Consider the following 16,144-nt stretch of genomic DNA (forward strand, 5'->3'; position numbering starts at 1 on the left):
ACAATAAGCGGGAGAAGGGCGGTCGACGGCACGAACTCCCGTGCCACCGGCCGCCCTTCGGCGAAAGACAGGCTCAGCCGAAGCGCTCCACCCGGATCCGGGTCCTCGGTACGCCCGCCGCGGTGAGCAGTCGGCCCGCGTGTTCGGCGAATCCGGTCGAGCCGCAGACGAAGACCTCGTAGCGCTCGTCCGCGACGGCCGCCGCCGCGTGCGGGGCGAGCGTGTCCGGGGTGAGCCGGCCCACCGGATGCGGATACCCGGGCGGAGCCGCGCGGCTGTACAGGACGGTGTGCTCCTCGCCCGGCAGCGGGGCCAACTCCGCCGCGTACAAAAGGTCTTGCGGCGTGCGGGCGCACGCGACCAGGCGCAGCGGCACGCTCAGCGCGCGGCGCCGCCGGTGGCGCACCATCGCCATCAGCGGGACCAGCCCCGACCCGCCCGCCACCAGCAGCACCGGCCGATCGCCCGGCCACGCGAAGAACCCGCCCAGGGGGCCGCGTACCTCCAACACGTCGCCGGGACGGGCCACATCGTGCACGAAGCCGGACACCTCGCCGCCCGGCATGCGGTCGACGGTGAACTCGATGTGCCCCTCGTCGTCCGGCGCGGAGGCGACCGAGTAGTGCCGCTGCGCGGTGTAGCCGTCGGCGGCGGTCAACCGCAACATGTAGTGCTGGCCCGCCACATGCGCGTTCCACACCGGCAGCGCCAGGCGCACGGTCACCGCGTTGGGCGTCTCGCGCCGTACCTCGACCACGGTCGCGCGCTGCCAGTCCACGGCGCCGCGCAGGCTCGGCGCGGCCCGGCCGGGGGCGGCGAAGGCGGGGATCGGCGGGAGGTTCACCAGGCCCGCAGGGGTCGACTCAGTCACCGGAGTACCGCTCCTCTGCCCACGGGTCGCCCCGATGGTGGTAGCCGTTGACCTCCCAGAAGCCCGGCTCGTCGTGGTCCAGCAGGCGCAGGCCCGCGATCCACTTGACGCTCTTCCAGAAGTACAGGTGCGGCACCAGCAACCGCGCCGGCCCGCCGTGCGCAGGGGTCAGCGGCTCGCCCTCGAAGTCGAAGGCGATCCAGGCCCGGCCGCCGGTCAGGTCGGCGAGGGCGAGGTTGGTGGTGTAGCCGGTGTGCGAGAAGGCCACCGCGTGGGTGGCGCCGGCGCGCGGTCCGGCCTCGGCCAGGAACACGTCCAGCGATACGCCGGTGAAGTCGGTGCTCAGCTTCGACCAGGACGTGACGCAGTGGATCGGGCCGTCGTACGTCTCCCGGGGCAGTGCGCGGGCCTGGTCCCAACTCCACGAGCGCGGCCGGTCGACCAGCCCGTCGATCCGGAACGACCAGTCGGCAGGCGCCAGTTCGGGAGTGACCTCGGCGGAGAGAACCGGGAAGTCGTGACGCGCGTCGTACTGCCCCGGCGGCAGCCGCGGATCACGCTCGGCGGCGGTGTGCCGGCCGACGAAGCCACGCGTGGTGGAACCCATGTCGCCTTCTCCCTTCACGTCGTTCGACCAGGACCAGGACCGGCCCCGGGGCCGCCGACCCGCTTCCGCAGCGCCCCCGCGAGCGCCTCGACCTCCTCGATCGCCGCGCCCTCGTCGATCGTAAGCAACCGCCGGTCGCGCAGCACGATCCGGCCGTCGATCACCGTGTCCCGCACATCGGCGGGCCCGGCCGCGTAGGCGAGCATCGACCACGGGTCGTGCCGGGGCGTCAGGTGCGGCCGGTTCAGGTCGAGCACCACCAGGTCGGCCGCCTTGCCCACCTCGATCGACCCGGTCAGCGCGCCGATCCCGATCGCCCGCGCGCCGTCGACGGTGGCCATCCGTACCGCCGTGCGCGCGCCGACCACGGTCGGGTCGGGCGCCCCGGAACCGACCCGGTGCAGCGTCGCCGCCGCGCGGATCGGGCCGAACAGGTCGAGCGCGTTGGCGCTGACCGCGCCGTCCGTACCCAACCCCACCGGCACCCCGGCCGCCAGCAGTTCGGGCAGCCGCGCCACCCCGGAGGCCAGTTTGAGGTTGGACACCGGGCAGTGCGCGACACCCGCGCCGGAGCCGGCGATCAACCCGATCTCCTCGTCGGTGAGGTGCACCGCGTGCGCGAGCAGCGTGCCGGGGCCCAGCAGCCCCAGATGGTGCAGGAGTTCCACCGGCCGCCGGCCGTGACGGCGCCGTACGCTCTCCGCCTCGGCCGCGTTCTCCGCCGCGTGGATGTGCAGCAACGCACCGTGTTCGCGGGCCAGTTCGGCCACCGCGAGGAGCCGGTCCGGGTCGAGCGTGTACGTACTGTGCGGCGTCACGCAGCGGATCGCCGTCCGGGCCAGCAACTGCGGTGCGAGCCGCAGCCGGGCCGCGAAGTCGAGCCCGTCGGGCGGCCCCGGCACATCCATGAACGTCGGCCCCGTCACCAGCCGAAAGCCCGCGTCGGCGGCGGCCTCCAGGCCCGCCTCGGGAAACCAGTACATGTCCATCGCCGTGGTCACACCCGCCCGGATCGACTCGGCGAGCGCCAACCGCACCGCGGCGCGCACCACGTCGGCGGACAACACCGCGCTCTCCGCGGCGACCAACCGGTCCAGGAACACCTGGAGATCGACGTCGTCGGCCGTACCCCGGAACAACGTCATCGCCGCATGCGAGTGTGCGTTGACCAGCCCCGGCAACACCAGGCACCCGCGCGCGTCCAGGGTCGGCGCACCGGGGAAGCGCGCCCCCACCTCGGCCGCCGGCCCCACCGCGACGATCCGCCGGTCGGCGACCGCCACCGCGCCGTCGGCCACGTACGTATCGGCCGCGTCGGCGGTGAGCACCGCGCCGCCGGTGACGAGCAGATCGATCACGCGCCGTCCGCCGCATCGTCCTCGGCCAACCGGTGCAGCGCGTCCAATGCCACCACCACGCCCCGCTCGACGCCCTCGGCCACCACCGTGCGATGCGGGTCGTAGGTCGACGCGCCCGACTCGTCGACCAGGTCGTCGGCCGCGATGCCGTCCACGACCAGCACCCCGCCGGCCCGGTGCCCGCCCAGCGCGGCCCAGACCAGCAGCGCCGACAACTCCATCTCGATCGCCAGCACACCCGCCGCCTGATACGGCTTCATCGGCAGTTCCAACACACCCGGCATGAACGCCGCGCGGGTCCACACCGTGCCCCGGTGGTGCGGCGCCGCGTGCGCGCGGGCCGCGCCCTGGAGCGCGAGCACCACCTCCGGCGTGGCGGACGCCGGGAACTCGGCGGGCACCAACTGCTGGGTGACCCCGTCGTCGCGCACCGCGCCGGTGGCTATCACCAGGTCCCCGTCGTGCACCCCGCGCGCCATCGCGCCCGCCGTGCCGAGCCGGACGAAGGTGCGCACCCCCGCCTCCGCCAACTCGCCGAACAGGCATACCGCGCCGGGCCCGCCCACCCCGTGTGAGGAGACCACCACGGGCAGCCCGCGCCAGGTGCCCGCGTAGCTGACGTACTCCCGGTTGGCGCCGATTCGCCGCGCGTCGTCGAGGCGTTCGGCGACCAGCGCGGCACGCGCCGGGTCGCCGACGACGAGCGCGTGCGCGGGCAGCCCGCTGCTGGGGATCCGGGTGATCGGCAACACGGCGGGGCGGGTGGTGGTGGTCATGAGGGCGACTCCGTGGTGGTGCGCGCGATGCGGCGTGGACGGGGGATGCGGCCGGTGAACCGGCCCGGCGGCGCGCCGCCGCGTCGGCCGCGCGAACGGGTGGCCAGGAACAGCGCGACCAGGGTCATCACGTAGGGCGCGGCGTCGGCGGCCTGCTGGGGCATGCCCTCGCCCTGGAGCCGGAAGCCGATCGCCTCGACCAGCCCGAACAGGATGCCGGCGAGCAGCACCCCGACCGGCAGCGCCCGGCCGAGCATCACCGCGACCACGGCGATCCAGCCGCGACCGGCCGTCATGTTCTCCGAGAACAGGGTCACGTTGCCCAACGCGAGCTGCGCGCCCGCCAGTCCGCACAACGCGCCCGAGGTCAGGATCGCGGCGTAGCGGTAGCGGGCCACGCTCACCCCGAGCGACTGCGCAGCCTCCGGGGCCTCGCCGACGCCGCGCAGCCGTACACCCCACGGGTGCCGGGACAGCAGGACCGCGATCACCGCGACCGCGACCCAGGACAGGTACACCAGCGGCGAGTGGCCGGACAGCGCCGGACCGACGAAGGGCACCGACTCCAGGCCGGGGATTTCCACCGGTTGCAGGCCCTTGAGGTCCGGGTCGCCGAAGGTGCCCTGCTTGCCGAAGACGGTCCGCAGGAGGAAGCCGGTCAGGCCGACCGCGAGCAGGTTCAGCGCGATGCACAACACCACCGCGTCGGCGCCGAGGGTGACCGCGCCGATGGCCAGCAGCAGCGAGAAGACCATCGCGGCCAGGACCGCGGAGATCACCCCGATCCACACGCTGCCGCCGAACCAGCTGCCGGTGACGGCGGCGAAGCAGCCGATCAGCATGGTGCCTTCGAGGGACACGTTGAACACGCCCGCGCGTTCGCACAACGCGCCGCCGAGGGCGGCGAACAGGATCGGGGTGAGCGCGCGCAGGGCGGAGAAGATCAGTTCGGCGTCGAAGGACATGGTCACTTACCTCCGTCGCCGCGCGCGGGGGCGGGCACATTCGGGTCGGGATCAGGCGGCGATACCGTCGCGAGCGGTCCGGGATCGGCCCCTCGCCCGAGTCGGCGCAACCACCCACCCTTGCGGAAGACCCCGCCGCGCACGGCCAGGAAGATGATCACCACGGCCTGGAGCACCGAGGTCAACTGCTGCGGCACGGCGGTCTCCTGCTCCATGCCGAAGCCGCCGATGGTCAGTGCGCTGAAGAAGAACCCGGCCGCGACCGTGCCCAGCGGGGACGCGGCGGCCAGCAGCGCGGCGAGCAGCCCGGTCCAGGTGTAGCCGGGCGTGGTCAGCGAGCCGTCGACCAGCCGGTACGGGAAGCCGAGGACGGCGATCGCGCCGACCAGCCCGGCCAGCGCTCCGGAGGCGAACATCAGCCGCAGGGTCAGCCGGGCCCGGTCCACCCCGGCGTAGCCGGCGAAGCGCGCACCCAGGCCGGTCATCCGCACCTCGTAGCCGGCCGCGGTGCGATGGTCGACCACGAAGTAGATCAGCGCGGCCAGCCCGATCAGCACGATGCCCACGCTGACCCCGGTGCCCGCGCCGGATCCGGCGGCGAACTCGGGCAGCTTGACGCCCTCGGGCAGTCGATCGGTCTGCGGGATGCCCGAGCCCTTCTGGAGCAGCGGGAAGCGCACCATGTAGGACACGAACGACATCGCCGGGTAGCTCAGGAGCAGGCTGCTGACCAGGAGCGGAACACCGCACCGCGTCTCCAGGACGGCGGCCAGCGCGGCCCACAGGCCGCCCGCGAGCATGCCCGCGAGCAGGGCCAGGACCACGGTGACCGCGCTGGGAAAGGGCGAGTACAGGCCGACCGAGACGGCGGCCAGACCGCCCAGGACGAGTTGGCCGTCGCCGCCGAGGTTGACCAGGCCCGCGCGCAGCGGGATGGCCAGCGCCAGGGCCAGGCCGACGATGGGGATGCTCTCGCCGAGCGTGTCGCCGATGCCCTCGGAGCCGAACGCGCCGGTGAATACCGCGCGATAGGCGGTGACCGGGTCGGCGCCGGTGCCGGCCAGGATGATCGCGCCGAGCAGCAGCGCGGCCACGATGGACGCGGTGACCGGGGACAGCACCGCGCCGCGCAGGCGCAGGGCGGCGTACCGGGCCGGTCCGGGGGCGTGCTCGATGGCCGTACCGGCCTTGATGGCAGTCATGTCTGATAACCCGTCAGGCCAGGTGGGCGGTGGTCGGTGCGGAGTCGGGATCGGAGTCCGGGTCGGCGTCCGCGGTCGCCTCGATCGTGCCGCCCGCCATGGCCAGGCCGATCCGGTGCGGATCGGCCTCGGCGCGCGGCAGTTCGGCGACGACGCGGCCCTCGTACATGACCAGGACCCGGTCGGCCAGCGCCAGGATCTCGCTCAGCTCGGCCGAGACGAGCAGCACGCCGTGACCCGCGTCGCGATACTCCACCAACCGCGCGTGGATGTTCTCGATCGAGCCGATGTCCACACCCCGCGTGGGCTGTTCGACCAGGAGCAGCGGCGCGTCGTGGGTGATCTCCCGGCCCAGGATGGCCTTTTGCTGGTTGCCGCCGGACAGCGTGCCGATGGTCACCGCGGGGGAGGCGGCCTTGACCCCGAAACGCTCGATCACCCGCGTCGCGTGCTCGCGGATCGCGCTCCGGCGCAGGAAGCCGCCGCGCGCCACGAGCGGCGCGGTGCGGTGGAAGCCCATCGCCAGGTTGTCCGCCAGCGAGGCGTCACGCGCGGCGCCGACGGTGGCCCGGTCCTCGGGGACGTAGGCCAGACCGGCCGCCCGTCGCCGCTGTACCGAGGCGCCGCTCACGTCCGAACCGGCCACCAGCACCCGACCCTCGGCGGCGGGCCGCAACCCGGCCAGGGCCTCGACCAGTTCGCTCTGCCCGTTGCCCGCCACGCCCGCCACGCCGACGATCTCGCCGGCCCGTACGGTCAGCGACACGTCCTCGACCAGCGGCTTGGCGCCGCGCCCGGCCGACACGGTGAGCCCGTGCACCTCCAGCACGTCGGCGGCGGGGGTGCCGGCCGGGTGGGTGCGGTCCAGGTCGATCCGCCGGCCCGTCATGGCCAGCGCGATCTCGGCCGGCGTGGTCTCGGCGGTGGCCAGGCGGGCGGTGACCCGGCCGTCGCGCAACACGGTGACCCGGTCGGCGACCGCCATCACCTCGCCCAGCTTGTGGGTGACGAGCAACACGGTGCGCCCGGAGCGGGCCAGGCCGCGGATCACCTCCAGGAGGCGATCGGCCTCGGCGGGGGTGAGTACGGCGGTGGGCTCGTCCAGGATCAGCACGCGCGCGTCGCGGTAGAGCAGTTTGAGGATCTCCACCCGCTGCTGCACGCCCACCGGCAGGTCCGCGACGCGCGCGTCGGGAGGTACGCGCAGGCCGTGCGTCTCGACCAGCTCGGCGACCCGGGCCCGGGCGGCGGCCCGGTCGACCAGGCCGCGGCGGGTCGGCTCGCTGCCGTACACCACGTTCTCGGTGACGGTCAGGGACGGGAAGAGCTTGAACCCCTGGTGCACCATGCCCAGTCCGGCCGCGATCGCCTGGACCGGCGTGCCGAAGGAGTGCTCGGCGCCGCGCAGCAGGATGCGGCCGGCGTCCGGGCGTTGCAGGCCGTACAGGATCGACATCAGGGTCGACTTGCCCGCGCCGTTCTCGCCCATGACGGCGTGGATCTCGCCGGTCTCCACCGACAGATCGACCCGATCGTTGGCCAGTACGCCGGGGAAGCGCCGGACGATGCCGCGCATCTCGACCTCGGCGAAGTCACCGGGGGCGGCGGCGTGCTGATCGTTCATCGGGCGTGTCTCCGGTGGAAAGGGGGCGGTGGGACGGGCGTCGGCCGGGGTCGGGCGCGGTGTGTGCCGCGCCCCGACCCCGGCTCGCGAACTACTTGGCCGCGGCCGGGTCGGCCACGGTGATCGTGCCCGCCACGATCTGGTCGCGCAGGACCTGGACGGTCTTGATCACCTCGGGACGCTGGGCGATCAGGCACTGCGAGGTCTCCACGCCGCTCTCCAGGCCGGTGAGGGTGATGCCGCCCTCCTTGACGCCGTAGGAGGTGACGCCGCCGGGCTTGCCGCCGACGATCTGCTCGACGCCCTTGTCCACCGCGACGTCGGTGCGCTTGATCACGTTGTCCACGACCGTGCCGGGTGCCGCCGAGCACTGGTTGACGTCCACGCCGAACGCCTGGAGGCCGGCCGACTTGGCCGCGTTGAACACGCCGAGGTTGCCCGCGGCGGAGGCGGCGCCCATCACCTGGTCGACGTCCTTGGCCTTGAGCGACGCGGTCTGCTCGCCGGCGCGGGCCGGGTCGTTGAAGGGCTTTTGGCCGCCGACGAACAGCTGGGTGAAGGAGCTTGCCGGGTTGGTCTGCTTGGCGCCCGCGCCGAACGGGTCGGAGAAGCGGCGGATCTGCGGGCTGTCCAGCGCGACCACCGCGCCGACCTTGCCGCTCTTGGTCAGCAGGCCCGCCTCGGCGCCGGCGAGGAAGGTGCCCTCGTGCTCGCGGAAGGTGGCGCAGGTGATGTTCGGGTACGGCTTGGTGGTGCACGAGTCCACGAACAGGAACTGCTGCTTCGGGTTGGCCTCGGCCTGCTGGGCCAGCACGTCGGCGAACTCGAAGCCGACCGCCACCACGACGGCGGGCTTTTGCCGGACCGCGGCCTCGACGTTTTGCTGGATCGCGCTGGTGTCCTTGCTCTCCAGGACGGTCGCGGTGCCGCCGGCCTTCCCGGCCGCGTTCTGCGCGCCGGTGGCGGCCAGCTTCAGGAAGTCGTTGACGCCGATCGGCTCCGGGGTGACCAGCACCACGTTCTTGCCGGCGCCGCCGCCCGTGCCGCCGGCGGCCGGGGTGTTGCCCTTGTCCTTGTCGGCGGATGCGTTGCAGGCGGTGGCGGCCAGCGCGGTGCCGACGAGGAGACCGGCCACGGCGAGGCGGTGGCGGAAGGTGTTGCGGTACATGAGCGTCCTTGGGAGGAGTGTCGACGCCGGCGGTGCGGTGTGTGGCGTCGGTGGTTCGGGGACGGAAACCTCGCGATCCCGGAGTCGGGTCTCGGGATCCCGGTGCGGTGGGAGCTGCTGGAGCTGTCGGAGCGGCGGCCGGTGCGGCGCGGTCGGTGCGGGTTTGCCGGTGCGGGACGACCGGTCAGTGCGAGCGCCGACAACAGCGGTCGGTGCGGCGCGTGTCGGCGTCGAGGAAGCCGCGCTCGTCGAGCGAAAGGGGCGGACGGTGACACGCCATGGAGCGGCCGCGGCACTCGATGCGTACGTTGTCGCAACGCCACGTTTCGGCCACAGCCGGCTCCTTTCCGATCGAACCAGACACGCTCGAAGGTCGATGTGATGATCACATGACTGGTTTCGGGGGAGGTTAGCACCCTCACCAGGCACTTCTCTCACATGTCCAGAATATGGACAGATTGTCCATGATGTGGCCGATGGGTGGGCGTGGGGTACGCGTGTTCGTCCCGCATGGCGGGTGTGGGTCCGCCGGGCGCGGGGCGGCGACGTAGCATCCGTGGTGCCGGACCGTGCGGTTGCCGCGTCCGCCGCCGCACCGCGGCCTGCCCTCGGGCCGGTGTTCGCACCGCCCGCGCGGCGCTTGTTCCCCGCCCGGAAAGGACCCCCGATGGCCTCCGAGATACGCTCGCTCGCCTGGCACGACACCGGCCTGCGGCTGCTCGACCAGACCGCGCTGCCGCAGCGGATCGTGTACCTCGACATCACCGAGGTGGACGCGCTGATCGACGCGATCCGCCGACTCGCGGTGCGCGGCGCGCCGGCGCTCGGCGCGGCGGGCGCGTACGGCGTCGCGGTGGCGATGCGGCAGGGGGAGCGGGAGGGCTGGGGCGCGGCGCGACTGGCCGCGGAGATCGGGCGGATCCGCGACGCCCGGCCGACCGCGGTCAACCTGGCCGGCGGCGTGGACCGGGTGCTGCCGTTCGCGGCGAAGGGCGTGGACGCGGTGCTCGCCGAGGCGGACGCGGTGGTGCGGGAGGACGTCGAGGCCAATCACGCGATCGGCCGGCACGGCGCCGACTGGATCCTGTCCCGGGTCGGGCGTCGTCCGCTGCGGGTGCTCACCCACTGCAACACCGGATCGCTGGCCACCGCCGGGTGGGGGACCGCGCTGGGCATCGTGCGCGAACTGCACGCGCGCGGCGCGGTGGAGGTCGTGTACGTCGACGAGACCCGGCCGCTGCTCCAGGGATCCCGGTTGACCGCCTGGGAGTTGGCCCAGGAGGGCATCGCGCATCTGGTCCAGCCGGACGGCGCGGCGGCGAGCACGATCCTGCGCGGGTTGGTGGACGTCGCGGTGATCGGGGCGGACCGGATCGCGGCCAACGGCGACACCGCGAACAAGATCGGGTCCGTGGGCGTGGCACTGGCCTGTGCCGACGCGGGCATCCCGTTCGTGGTCGCGGCGCCGCTGACCACCTTCGACGACGCGACGGCGCACGGGGACGAGATCACCATCGAGGAACGCCCCGAGTCGGAGGTGTTGGAGGTGGCCGGAGTGCGCGTCGCACCGGCCGAATCGCGCGCGTTCAACCCGGCGTTCGACGTCACGCCGGCGCGGTTGATCAGCGTGATCGTCAACGAGACGGGCGTGCGGGAGTACTGAGCCCGGCCCCGGCGGTCGAGCCGCGCCGGGCGACGACGGCGCATCCATCCGTTTCGCGCGGCTCGCTCCATCCATATCCGTCCCGATCCATATCCGTCGCGCCCCGGGTGCGAGGATGACTCGTCGGTCCCGGTCCGAGGTCCGGACCGATCCCCGTCGAATCCCCACCCATCGCAGCCTCGTGAACGACACAGTGAGGAACCTCCCATGACGACCCCCGACGCCGGAATCCCCGCCTCGGTCTCGGATCCCGTCCACGCCGCCGGGGCCATCCTCGCCCGGGAGGCCGCGCGTTTCGCCGGGCTCGGCTGGATGCGCGGCACCTCCGGCAACCTGTCCGTGGTGCTCTCCCGCGACCCGCTGCGGCTCGCGGTCACCGCCTCCGGCCTGGACAAGGGCGAACTGGCGACGGACGACCTGGTCGTGGTGGACGCCGCCGGCGAACCGGTCCCCGAGGCGGCGAGCACCCCGCCGCGCCGACCGTCCGCCGAGGCCGGCCTGCACGCCCGCGTGGTCGCGCTGACCGGGGCGGGCGCGGTCTTCCACGTACACACCCTGGCCGCGGTGCGCGCCGGCAAGCGCTGGCCGGCCGGGATCGAACTGCGCGACATGGAAATGCTCAAGGGCATCGGCCGTTCCGCGCACGACGAGACCGTCACCATCCCGGTGATCGCCAACAGCCAGGACATGACCGAACTCGGCGACCGCCTGGAGGCCGCCCTGGTCCCCGGCGTGCCCGCGGTCGTCGTCGCCTCGCACGGGCTGTACGTCTGGGGCGAGACGCCGATCCAGGCCCGCCACCACGTCGAGATCGTCGAGTGGCTCCTCGAATACCGCATCGCCGAAGGCTGAACCCGACGCACGCGGCCCATCCGGACTTCGGCACCCGAATCCCGAAGTCCGGAACGCGGCCGGGTCGCACTTGCCGGCAGCCCACACCATCCCGGGGCCCCGGCTATGTGCGCCCGCGGGTCTGGCCGTCGTAGCGCAGGATCGGGCTGTCCTCGCGCAGCAGGCGTTGACGATAGGCGACGGCCAGCCAGGCGGCCTCGCGGTAGGCGGCCTCCAACTCGTGATACACCGTGTCGATCAGCGCCGGCGCGGGGCCGTTCTCGGTGCGGAAGGCCAGGAACAGCCGTACCGCGAGCGGATCCCCGGCCAGCGGACGCACCGCCATGTCGGGACGCGGACGCGAGGTGGGCTGGCACGGCGTGACCACCTCGCCGATCGCAACCAGGGAGGCCGCGGTCAGGTAATCCCCGTGCAGGATCCGGGGGTTGATGCCCGCGTCGGACAACACCTCGCGCAGGCCCTCCCATTCGCCGTCCACACTCGGATCGACCATCCACTGGTCGTCGGCCAGATCGGCGAGTTTGACCTCCGGTTCGGTCACCGCCGGATGATCCGGCGACAGGGCGATGAACTGCGGTTCCCGCTCGACGAGTACGCGGCGGCGCATCCCGTCCGGAACGCGCAGCGGGAAGCCCTCGACCTCGTGCACGAACGCCACGTCGAGCTGGCCGGCGGCGACCATCCCGAGCAGCGTGCTCGCCGATACGTCCACCCGGAGATAGGTGTCGGTGGTGGGCAGGCGCAGCCGAAGTCGGCGCAACCAGTCGGCGATCACCCGGTTCGCGGTGCCGCCGATGCGCAGGTTCGGCCCGGCGGTGCGGACCGCCTCGGCCTGGGTGTCGATGACCAGCGCGCTCATCTCGGCCATGATGGGTCGGGCCCGGTGCAGCATCGTGAGGCCGAGGGGGGTGGGTCGGCTGCCGGTCCGATCGCGCACGAACAGGGGGGCGCCCAGGGCGTTTTCGATGCGTCTGAGCTGGGCGGTCAACGAGGGCTGGGTCATGCCGAGCAACCTGGCCGCCGCGTGCAGGCTGCCGGTGTCGCCGATGGCACACAGTGCGCGGAGGTGCCTCACCTCGAGCTCCATGATGCGGAGGATAGGACGCTCCACCGAGGTCGTACCAGACACGTGTGCACGCGAGATCGGTCGCGGGCGGTGAATCCGCCGTAACACGATGCGTGGATGGCCGGTAACGGTGCGGGAACGCCCGGTGGTGCCACGGGAGCGGTGCGGGAACGGCGCGCGAACGGCGGGTGATACGACCGTGCTATCGCCGGTTGTCATCATCCGGGCCGGACGGGACGCCCATGAGACTCGTTTCCGCACCGAACTGGTCTTCGGCACCCAAGGAGCACCGCCATGTCCCCTGCGCGTCCCCGAACCCCCCGTAAGACCGTGATCACCGCCATCCTCGGCCTCGGCCTCGCGGCCGGAGTGATCGCCGCCCCCGCGGCGTCGGCCGGCCCCAGCGATGTGGCGGCCCCCCTTCGCCACTCCGCCAACTACACCGGCAACGAGGATCAGGCGCAGAACCAGGCGTTCCTCGACGCGGTGATGCGGTCCGTGGCCGCCAAGCGCGCCGCCGCGCCGGGCGCCGCCGTGGTCACCGTCACCTACAGCTCGTCCAGTGCACCCACGTTCCGCACCCAGATAGCGCGTTCCGCGCAGATCTGGAACAGCTCGGTCACCAACGTCCGGCTCCAGGAGGGCAGCAACCCCGACTTCCGGTATTACGAGGGCAACGACTCGCGCGGTTCCTACGCGAGCACCGACGGCCACGGTCGGGGCTACATCTTCCTCGACTACCAGCAGAACCAGCAGTACAACTCGACCCGGGTCACGGCCCACGAGACCGGCCACGTGTTGGGTCTGCCGGACCACTACTCCGGGCCGTGCAGCGAACTGATGTCCGGTGGCGGCCCCGGCCCGTCCTGCACCAACCCGAACCCGAACGCCCAGGAGCGCTCGCGCGTCAACACCCTTTGGCGCAACGGCCTGGCGGCCTATTCCGCGAAGTCCTGACCCCGGCTCGCGGCGCCCACCGGGCTCCTCCCCGGCTCCCTTCCCCCGGGCGCCGCGTCGTCCCCATAACCGGCACCCGATCGTCGTCGATGCGACGGTCGGGTGCCGTTCCATGGGCCCGGGGTGGGGTTCGGGCGGTTGGTTCGGCGGGAGGATGGGGGGATGGAGAACCTGGTGCCGCTCGTGGTCGTGGATTCGGCGAATGTGGTGGGGGCCGTGCCGGACGGGTGGTGGCGGGATCGGGTGGGGGCCACCGAGCGGTTGCGGGATGCGTTGGTGGAGGTGGCTTCGGCGGGGGTGCCGGCCGGGGCGTCCGTGCCGGAGTGGGCCTGTGCGGGGCCGGTCGAGGTGGTGCTGGTTGTCGAGGGGGCGGCCGGTGGGGTCGTCGGGGTGGAGGGTGTGCGGGTCGTGCGGGCGCAGGGGAGCGGGGACGACCGGGTGGTCGACGTCGTCGCGGCCGCGCCCGGGCGTCGATGCCTCGTGGTGACCGCCGATCGGGGCCTTCGGGCGCGCGTATCGGCCCTCGGGGCCGAGGTGGTCGGGCCCCGCGCGGTGCGACCGTAGGGTCGGTCGCCGGATATCGTGGGGGGCGGTGGTTCGGGTGCCGCCTTGGACGTGGGTGAGTGGCGGAGGGCCGGATGACCACCAATCGGGTGCGTAAAGGTGTGATTCGGGGGCGGATGGCCGCCTCCGGGGAGTCGTATGTCGTGGCGGCGCGGCAGATGGCCGTGCCGCGCGGGGCCAAGGCTCCCGACGCGCGGACCGCGGCGGCGTTGCGCACCCGCTACTGGGAGCCGGCCGAATCGTTCGATGTGCCCTGCCCCTGCGGGGGGACGTGTGCGCCCGGTGAGCGGTGTGAGCGCTGCCACGCGACCTATCGGCACGCTGCCCGGGTGCCCGGCAGCCGGGTCGACGTGGAGGTGTGGCAGGACCGGTACGACTGCACCGGTTGCGCCAACACGTACTCGTTCGAGGTGACCCTGCCCGATCGGCCGTGGGGCGTGGTGCGGACCGTTTCGCAGCGGGGCGGGCGGGAGCCGATCGTGCGGGTCGAGGTGTTCGAGGGCGTCGACCACCCGGACCCGCCGCGCTGAACCCGCCTCGACGGCGACGCGGCGTGAGTACCTAGTCGACGCGTTCGATGCGGAAGCGTTGGTCGGCGGCGCCGGTGCAGGCGGCCTGTTCCGCCTCGGCCCCCTCCGTGATCTCGGCCGGGCCGCCGATGATGCCCACGCACAACCCGCTGTGCACCGGGCGCAGCCGGAAGATGCCGGGGTCGACGGGCTCGAACAGGAAACGTTGGTGTGCGGCGCCGGTGCAGTCGACCGGGCTGAGCAGTCCGCCGGGGCCCATCATCGCGTCGTCCACGCGCAGGCAGCCGACGCCGTCGACCGGGTTGCGCCATTCGATCTGATACACGTCCGGGGCCACCACGACCAGATAGGTGTTCGGGTACACGCTCTTGCACAACCTCTGGACGGCTATGGGCCGGTCGGTGCGGCGGTTGCGTTCGCGGCCCTCGCCCAGGCACAACGATCCGTCGGGGATGTGCGCGGGCTTGATCAGGTACTTCCCGTTGGGGAGAGGGCCGCGTGGTGCATCGAGGTGGTCGTCGCCGTCGCCCCGGAACGCGAAGATCACGGCGGTGGCGATCATCGCGGCCGCCGCGACGGCGGCGGCCGGCCACACCCACGGGCGTCGGCGCATCGTCGTCGGTTCGGCCGGCGGCTCGTCGGGCGGGGGCGGCGGCGGTTCGCTCTCCTCGGCGCGTTCGCCGACCCGTCCGGCGGCCAGATCGTCGCGGACCTCCAGCCAGTGGGCGGCGTCCGCCGCGTCCAGTCCGCAGGCGATCACCAGCGCCTCGACCAGCTCCGCGCGTGGCAGGGTGGCACGACCGAGCGCGGCAGCGACCGTGCTGGCCGGCAGGACCCGCCCGGACGCCTCGGCCTTGGCCGCCAGTTGCCGGTAGGTCAACGCCGACCACTCGCGTAACTCGCGTAACGCGGCCACGTATTCGGCGGCCGTCGTCGCCGACTCCGGCCGGGGGGCACCGTCGTCACGCCGTCCCACAAGACCCCCGTCCCTGATCTCGACACGCACGCACCGTCGCCGATGCGCGACCCATGGTGCCGGCAGTTCGCCGGAGCGGCGAGTCCCAGAAAAGCGATATAGCGGACGGCGATCCGCACGATCACCGCACCGGCTCGCGAGCCCCGCGACACGCCGGCGGACCCCGGCGCCGTCCGGAACACGTCCGGAACACCGCTGCCACCTGCCGGGACACCGCCCCCGTGTCCGGGACACAAGCGGCCTCTTGCGGCGGCAGGGGTGCATACCCCCTGCTCGACCGATCGGTTGGGGAAGTGGTCGCCGAGGTGTGCCGGTGGGGCGCCGCGCGGGGGACGGGGGCGATGCGGTACGACATCTTCTGTGATCGACGAAGCCCCCACCGCGCCGCGGACCGTACGCCTGTTCGTGGCCCTCGCCCCGCCCGACGACGCCAAGGACGAACTGGCGCGCGCCCTGCGGCCGGTGCATGCCGCGCATCCTCGGCTGCGCTGGAATCGCATCGAGGACTGGCACATCACGCTGGCCTTCCTCGGCGAGGTCGCGGTCGACGTGGTCGAGGCGCTGCGACCGCCGCTCGCGGAGGTGGCGGTCGCGGCCGAGCCGCTCACGCTCGCGCTGCACGGCGCCGGGCAGTTCGACGAGCGGGTGTTGTGGAGCGACGTACGCGGCGATCTGGACGCGCTGCACACGCTGGCCGACGCGGTCCGGGGCGTGGTGGCGGACTGCGGAATCCCGCTGGAGAACCGGCCGTTGCGGGCCCATCTGACTCTGGCCCGAGCCCGCCGGGACAACCTCGACGGCATCGCGGCCGCCGCCGCCGAACTCGCCGACTTCGCCGGACGGCCCTGGCCCGCCCGCACGTTGCACCTGGTGGCGAGCAACCAGGGCCGCGGACCCGGACCGATCCACTACCGCGACGTGGACGCCTGGCCACTGCCGACCCGATAGCGCCCACGCGCACGGGA

Annotated in this window: 16 protein-coding genes; 6 read left to right on the plus strand and 10 right to left on the minus strand. The window is 73.0% G+C overall.

Annotation, left to right across the window (positions count from 1 at the left end; all coding sequences use genetic code 11):
* Positions 1-73: 73 nt before the first annotated feature.
* The 8 genes from ACH4XV_RS03145 to ACH4XV_RS03180 form a co-directional block, all read right to left on the minus strand.
* The gene (locus ACH4XV_RS03145) at positions 74-871 is read right to left on the minus strand and encodes a ferredoxin reductase (protein WP_395786536.1); all 798 of its coding nucleotides are present in this window, start codon (positions 869-871) and stop codon (positions 74-76) included.
* Positions 864-1,478 carry a sulfite oxidase-like oxidoreductase gene (locus tag ACH4XV_RS03150; RefSeq protein ID WP_395786537.1) on the minus strand — a complete coding sequence of 205 codons (615 nt, stop codon included), beginning with the start codon at positions 1,476-1,478 and terminating at the stop codon, positions 864-866. The genes ACH4XV_RS03145 and ACH4XV_RS03150 overlap by 8 nt, the downstream gene beginning before the upstream one ends.
* A 14-nt stretch (positions 1,479-1,492) precedes the next feature.
* Positions 1,493-2,836 carry an amidohydrolase family protein gene (locus ACH4XV_RS03155; protein WP_395786538.1) on the minus strand — a complete coding sequence of 448 codons (1,344 nt, stop codon included), beginning with the start codon at positions 2,834-2,836 and terminating at the stop codon, positions 1,493-1,495.
* Positions 2,833-3,612 carry a nucleoside phosphorylase gene (locus tag ACH4XV_RS03160; RefSeq protein WP_395786539.1) on the minus strand — a complete coding sequence of 260 codons (780 nt, stop codon included), beginning with the start codon at positions 3,610-3,612 and terminating at the stop codon, positions 2,833-2,835. Before ACH4XV_RS03160 ends, ACH4XV_RS03155 begins: the two co-directional genes overlap by 4 nt.
* Positions 3,609-4,577 carry an ABC transporter permease gene (locus ACH4XV_RS03165; protein WP_395787048.1) on the minus strand — a complete coding sequence of 323 codons (969 nt, stop codon included), beginning with the start codon at positions 4,575-4,577 and terminating at the stop codon, positions 3,609-3,611. The genes ACH4XV_RS03160 and ACH4XV_RS03165 overlap by 4 nt, the downstream gene beginning before the upstream one ends.
* 2 nt (positions 4,578-4,579) lie before the next feature.
* Positions 4,580-5,779 (minus strand): ABC transporter permease, encoded by a 1,200-nt coding sequence (locus ACH4XV_RS03170; protein ID WP_395786540.1) that lies wholly within the window; start codon positions 5,777-5,779, stop codon positions 4,580-4,582.
* A 13-nt stretch (positions 5,780-5,792) separates the two neighbouring features.
* On the minus strand, positions 5,793-7,403 hold the full coding sequence (locus tag ACH4XV_RS03175) for an ABC transporter ATP-binding protein (protein WP_395786541.1): 1,611 nt from the start codon (positions 7,401-7,403) through the stop codon (positions 5,793-5,795).
* A gap of 91 nt (positions 7,404-7,494) precedes the next feature.
* A complete protein-coding gene (locus ACH4XV_RS03180; RefSeq protein ID WP_395786542.1) occupies positions 7,495-8,571 on the minus strand; it encodes a BMP family ABC transporter substrate-binding protein in 1,077 nt (358 codons plus the stop codon).
* 667 nt (positions 8,572-9,238) lie between these two features.
* On the opposite strand from ACH4XV_RS03180, the gene mtnA reads away from it, so the two are divergent.
* Positions 9,239-10,234 (plus strand): S-methyl-5-thioribose-1-phosphate isomerase, encoded by a 996-nt coding sequence (gene mtnA / locus ACH4XV_RS03185; protein ID WP_395786543.1) that lies wholly within the window; start codon positions 9,239-9,241, stop codon positions 10,232-10,234.
* A gap of 207 nt (positions 10,235-10,441) precedes the next feature.
* The gene (gene mtnB / locus ACH4XV_RS03190) at positions 10,442-11,086 is read left to right on the plus strand and encodes a methylthioribulose 1-phosphate dehydratase (RefSeq protein WP_395786544.1); all 645 of its coding nucleotides are present in this window, start codon (positions 10,442-10,444) and stop codon (positions 11,084-11,086) included.
* Positions 11,087-11,189: 103 nt separating this feature from the next.
* Here mtnB and ACH4XV_RS03195 read toward each other — a convergent pair whose 3' ends face one another.
* Entirely contained in the window at positions 11,190-12,173 is a 984-nt protein-coding gene (locus tag ACH4XV_RS03195; protein ID WP_379997820.1) for a LysR family transcriptional regulator, read from the minus strand.
* Between the two features lie 273 nt (positions 12,174-12,446).
* On the opposite strand from ACH4XV_RS03195, the gene snpA reads away from it, so the two are divergent.
* From snpA to ACH4XV_RS03210, 3 genes are all read left to right on the plus strand, one after another.
* A complete protein-coding gene (gene snpA / locus ACH4XV_RS03200; RefSeq protein ID WP_395786545.1) occupies positions 12,447-13,109 on the plus strand; it encodes a snapalysin in 663 nt (220 codons plus the stop codon).
* Positions 13,110-13,271: 162 nt separating this feature from the next.
* The gene (locus ACH4XV_RS03205) at positions 13,272-13,673 is read left to right on the plus strand and encodes an NTP pyrophosphohydrolase (protein WP_395786546.1); all 402 of its coding nucleotides are present in this window, start codon (positions 13,272-13,274) and stop codon (positions 13,671-13,673) included.
* A gap of 74 nt (positions 13,674-13,747) precedes the next feature.
* A complete protein-coding gene (locus ACH4XV_RS03210; RefSeq protein WP_395786547.1) occupies positions 13,748-14,203 on the plus strand; it encodes a hypothetical protein in 456 nt (151 codons plus the stop codon).
* A 31-nt stretch (positions 14,204-14,234) separates the two neighbouring features.
* On the opposite strand, the gene ACH4XV_RS03215 is transcribed toward ACH4XV_RS03210, so the two are convergent.
* Positions 14,235-15,179, minus strand: a complete 945-nt coding sequence (locus ACH4XV_RS03215) for an RICIN domain-containing protein (protein ID WP_395786548.1) — start codon at positions 15,177-15,179, stop codon at positions 14,235-14,237.
* 360 nt (positions 15,180-15,539) lie between these two features.
* Between ACH4XV_RS03215 and thpR the strand changes: the two genes are divergently transcribed.
* Positions 15,540-16,127, plus strand: coding sequence for an RNA 2',3'-cyclic phosphodiesterase (thpR, locus tag ACH4XV_RS03220; RefSeq protein ID WP_395786549.1), 588 nt, complete (start codon positions 15,540-15,542; stop codon positions 16,125-16,127).
* Positions 16,128-16,144 lie beyond the last annotated feature (17 nt).

It is taken from the genome of Embleya sp. NPDC020630 (assembly GCF_044334985.1).
In the GTDB taxonomy this organism is placed as follows: domain Bacteria; phylum Actinomycetota; class Actinomycetes; order Streptomycetales; family Streptomycetaceae; genus Embleya.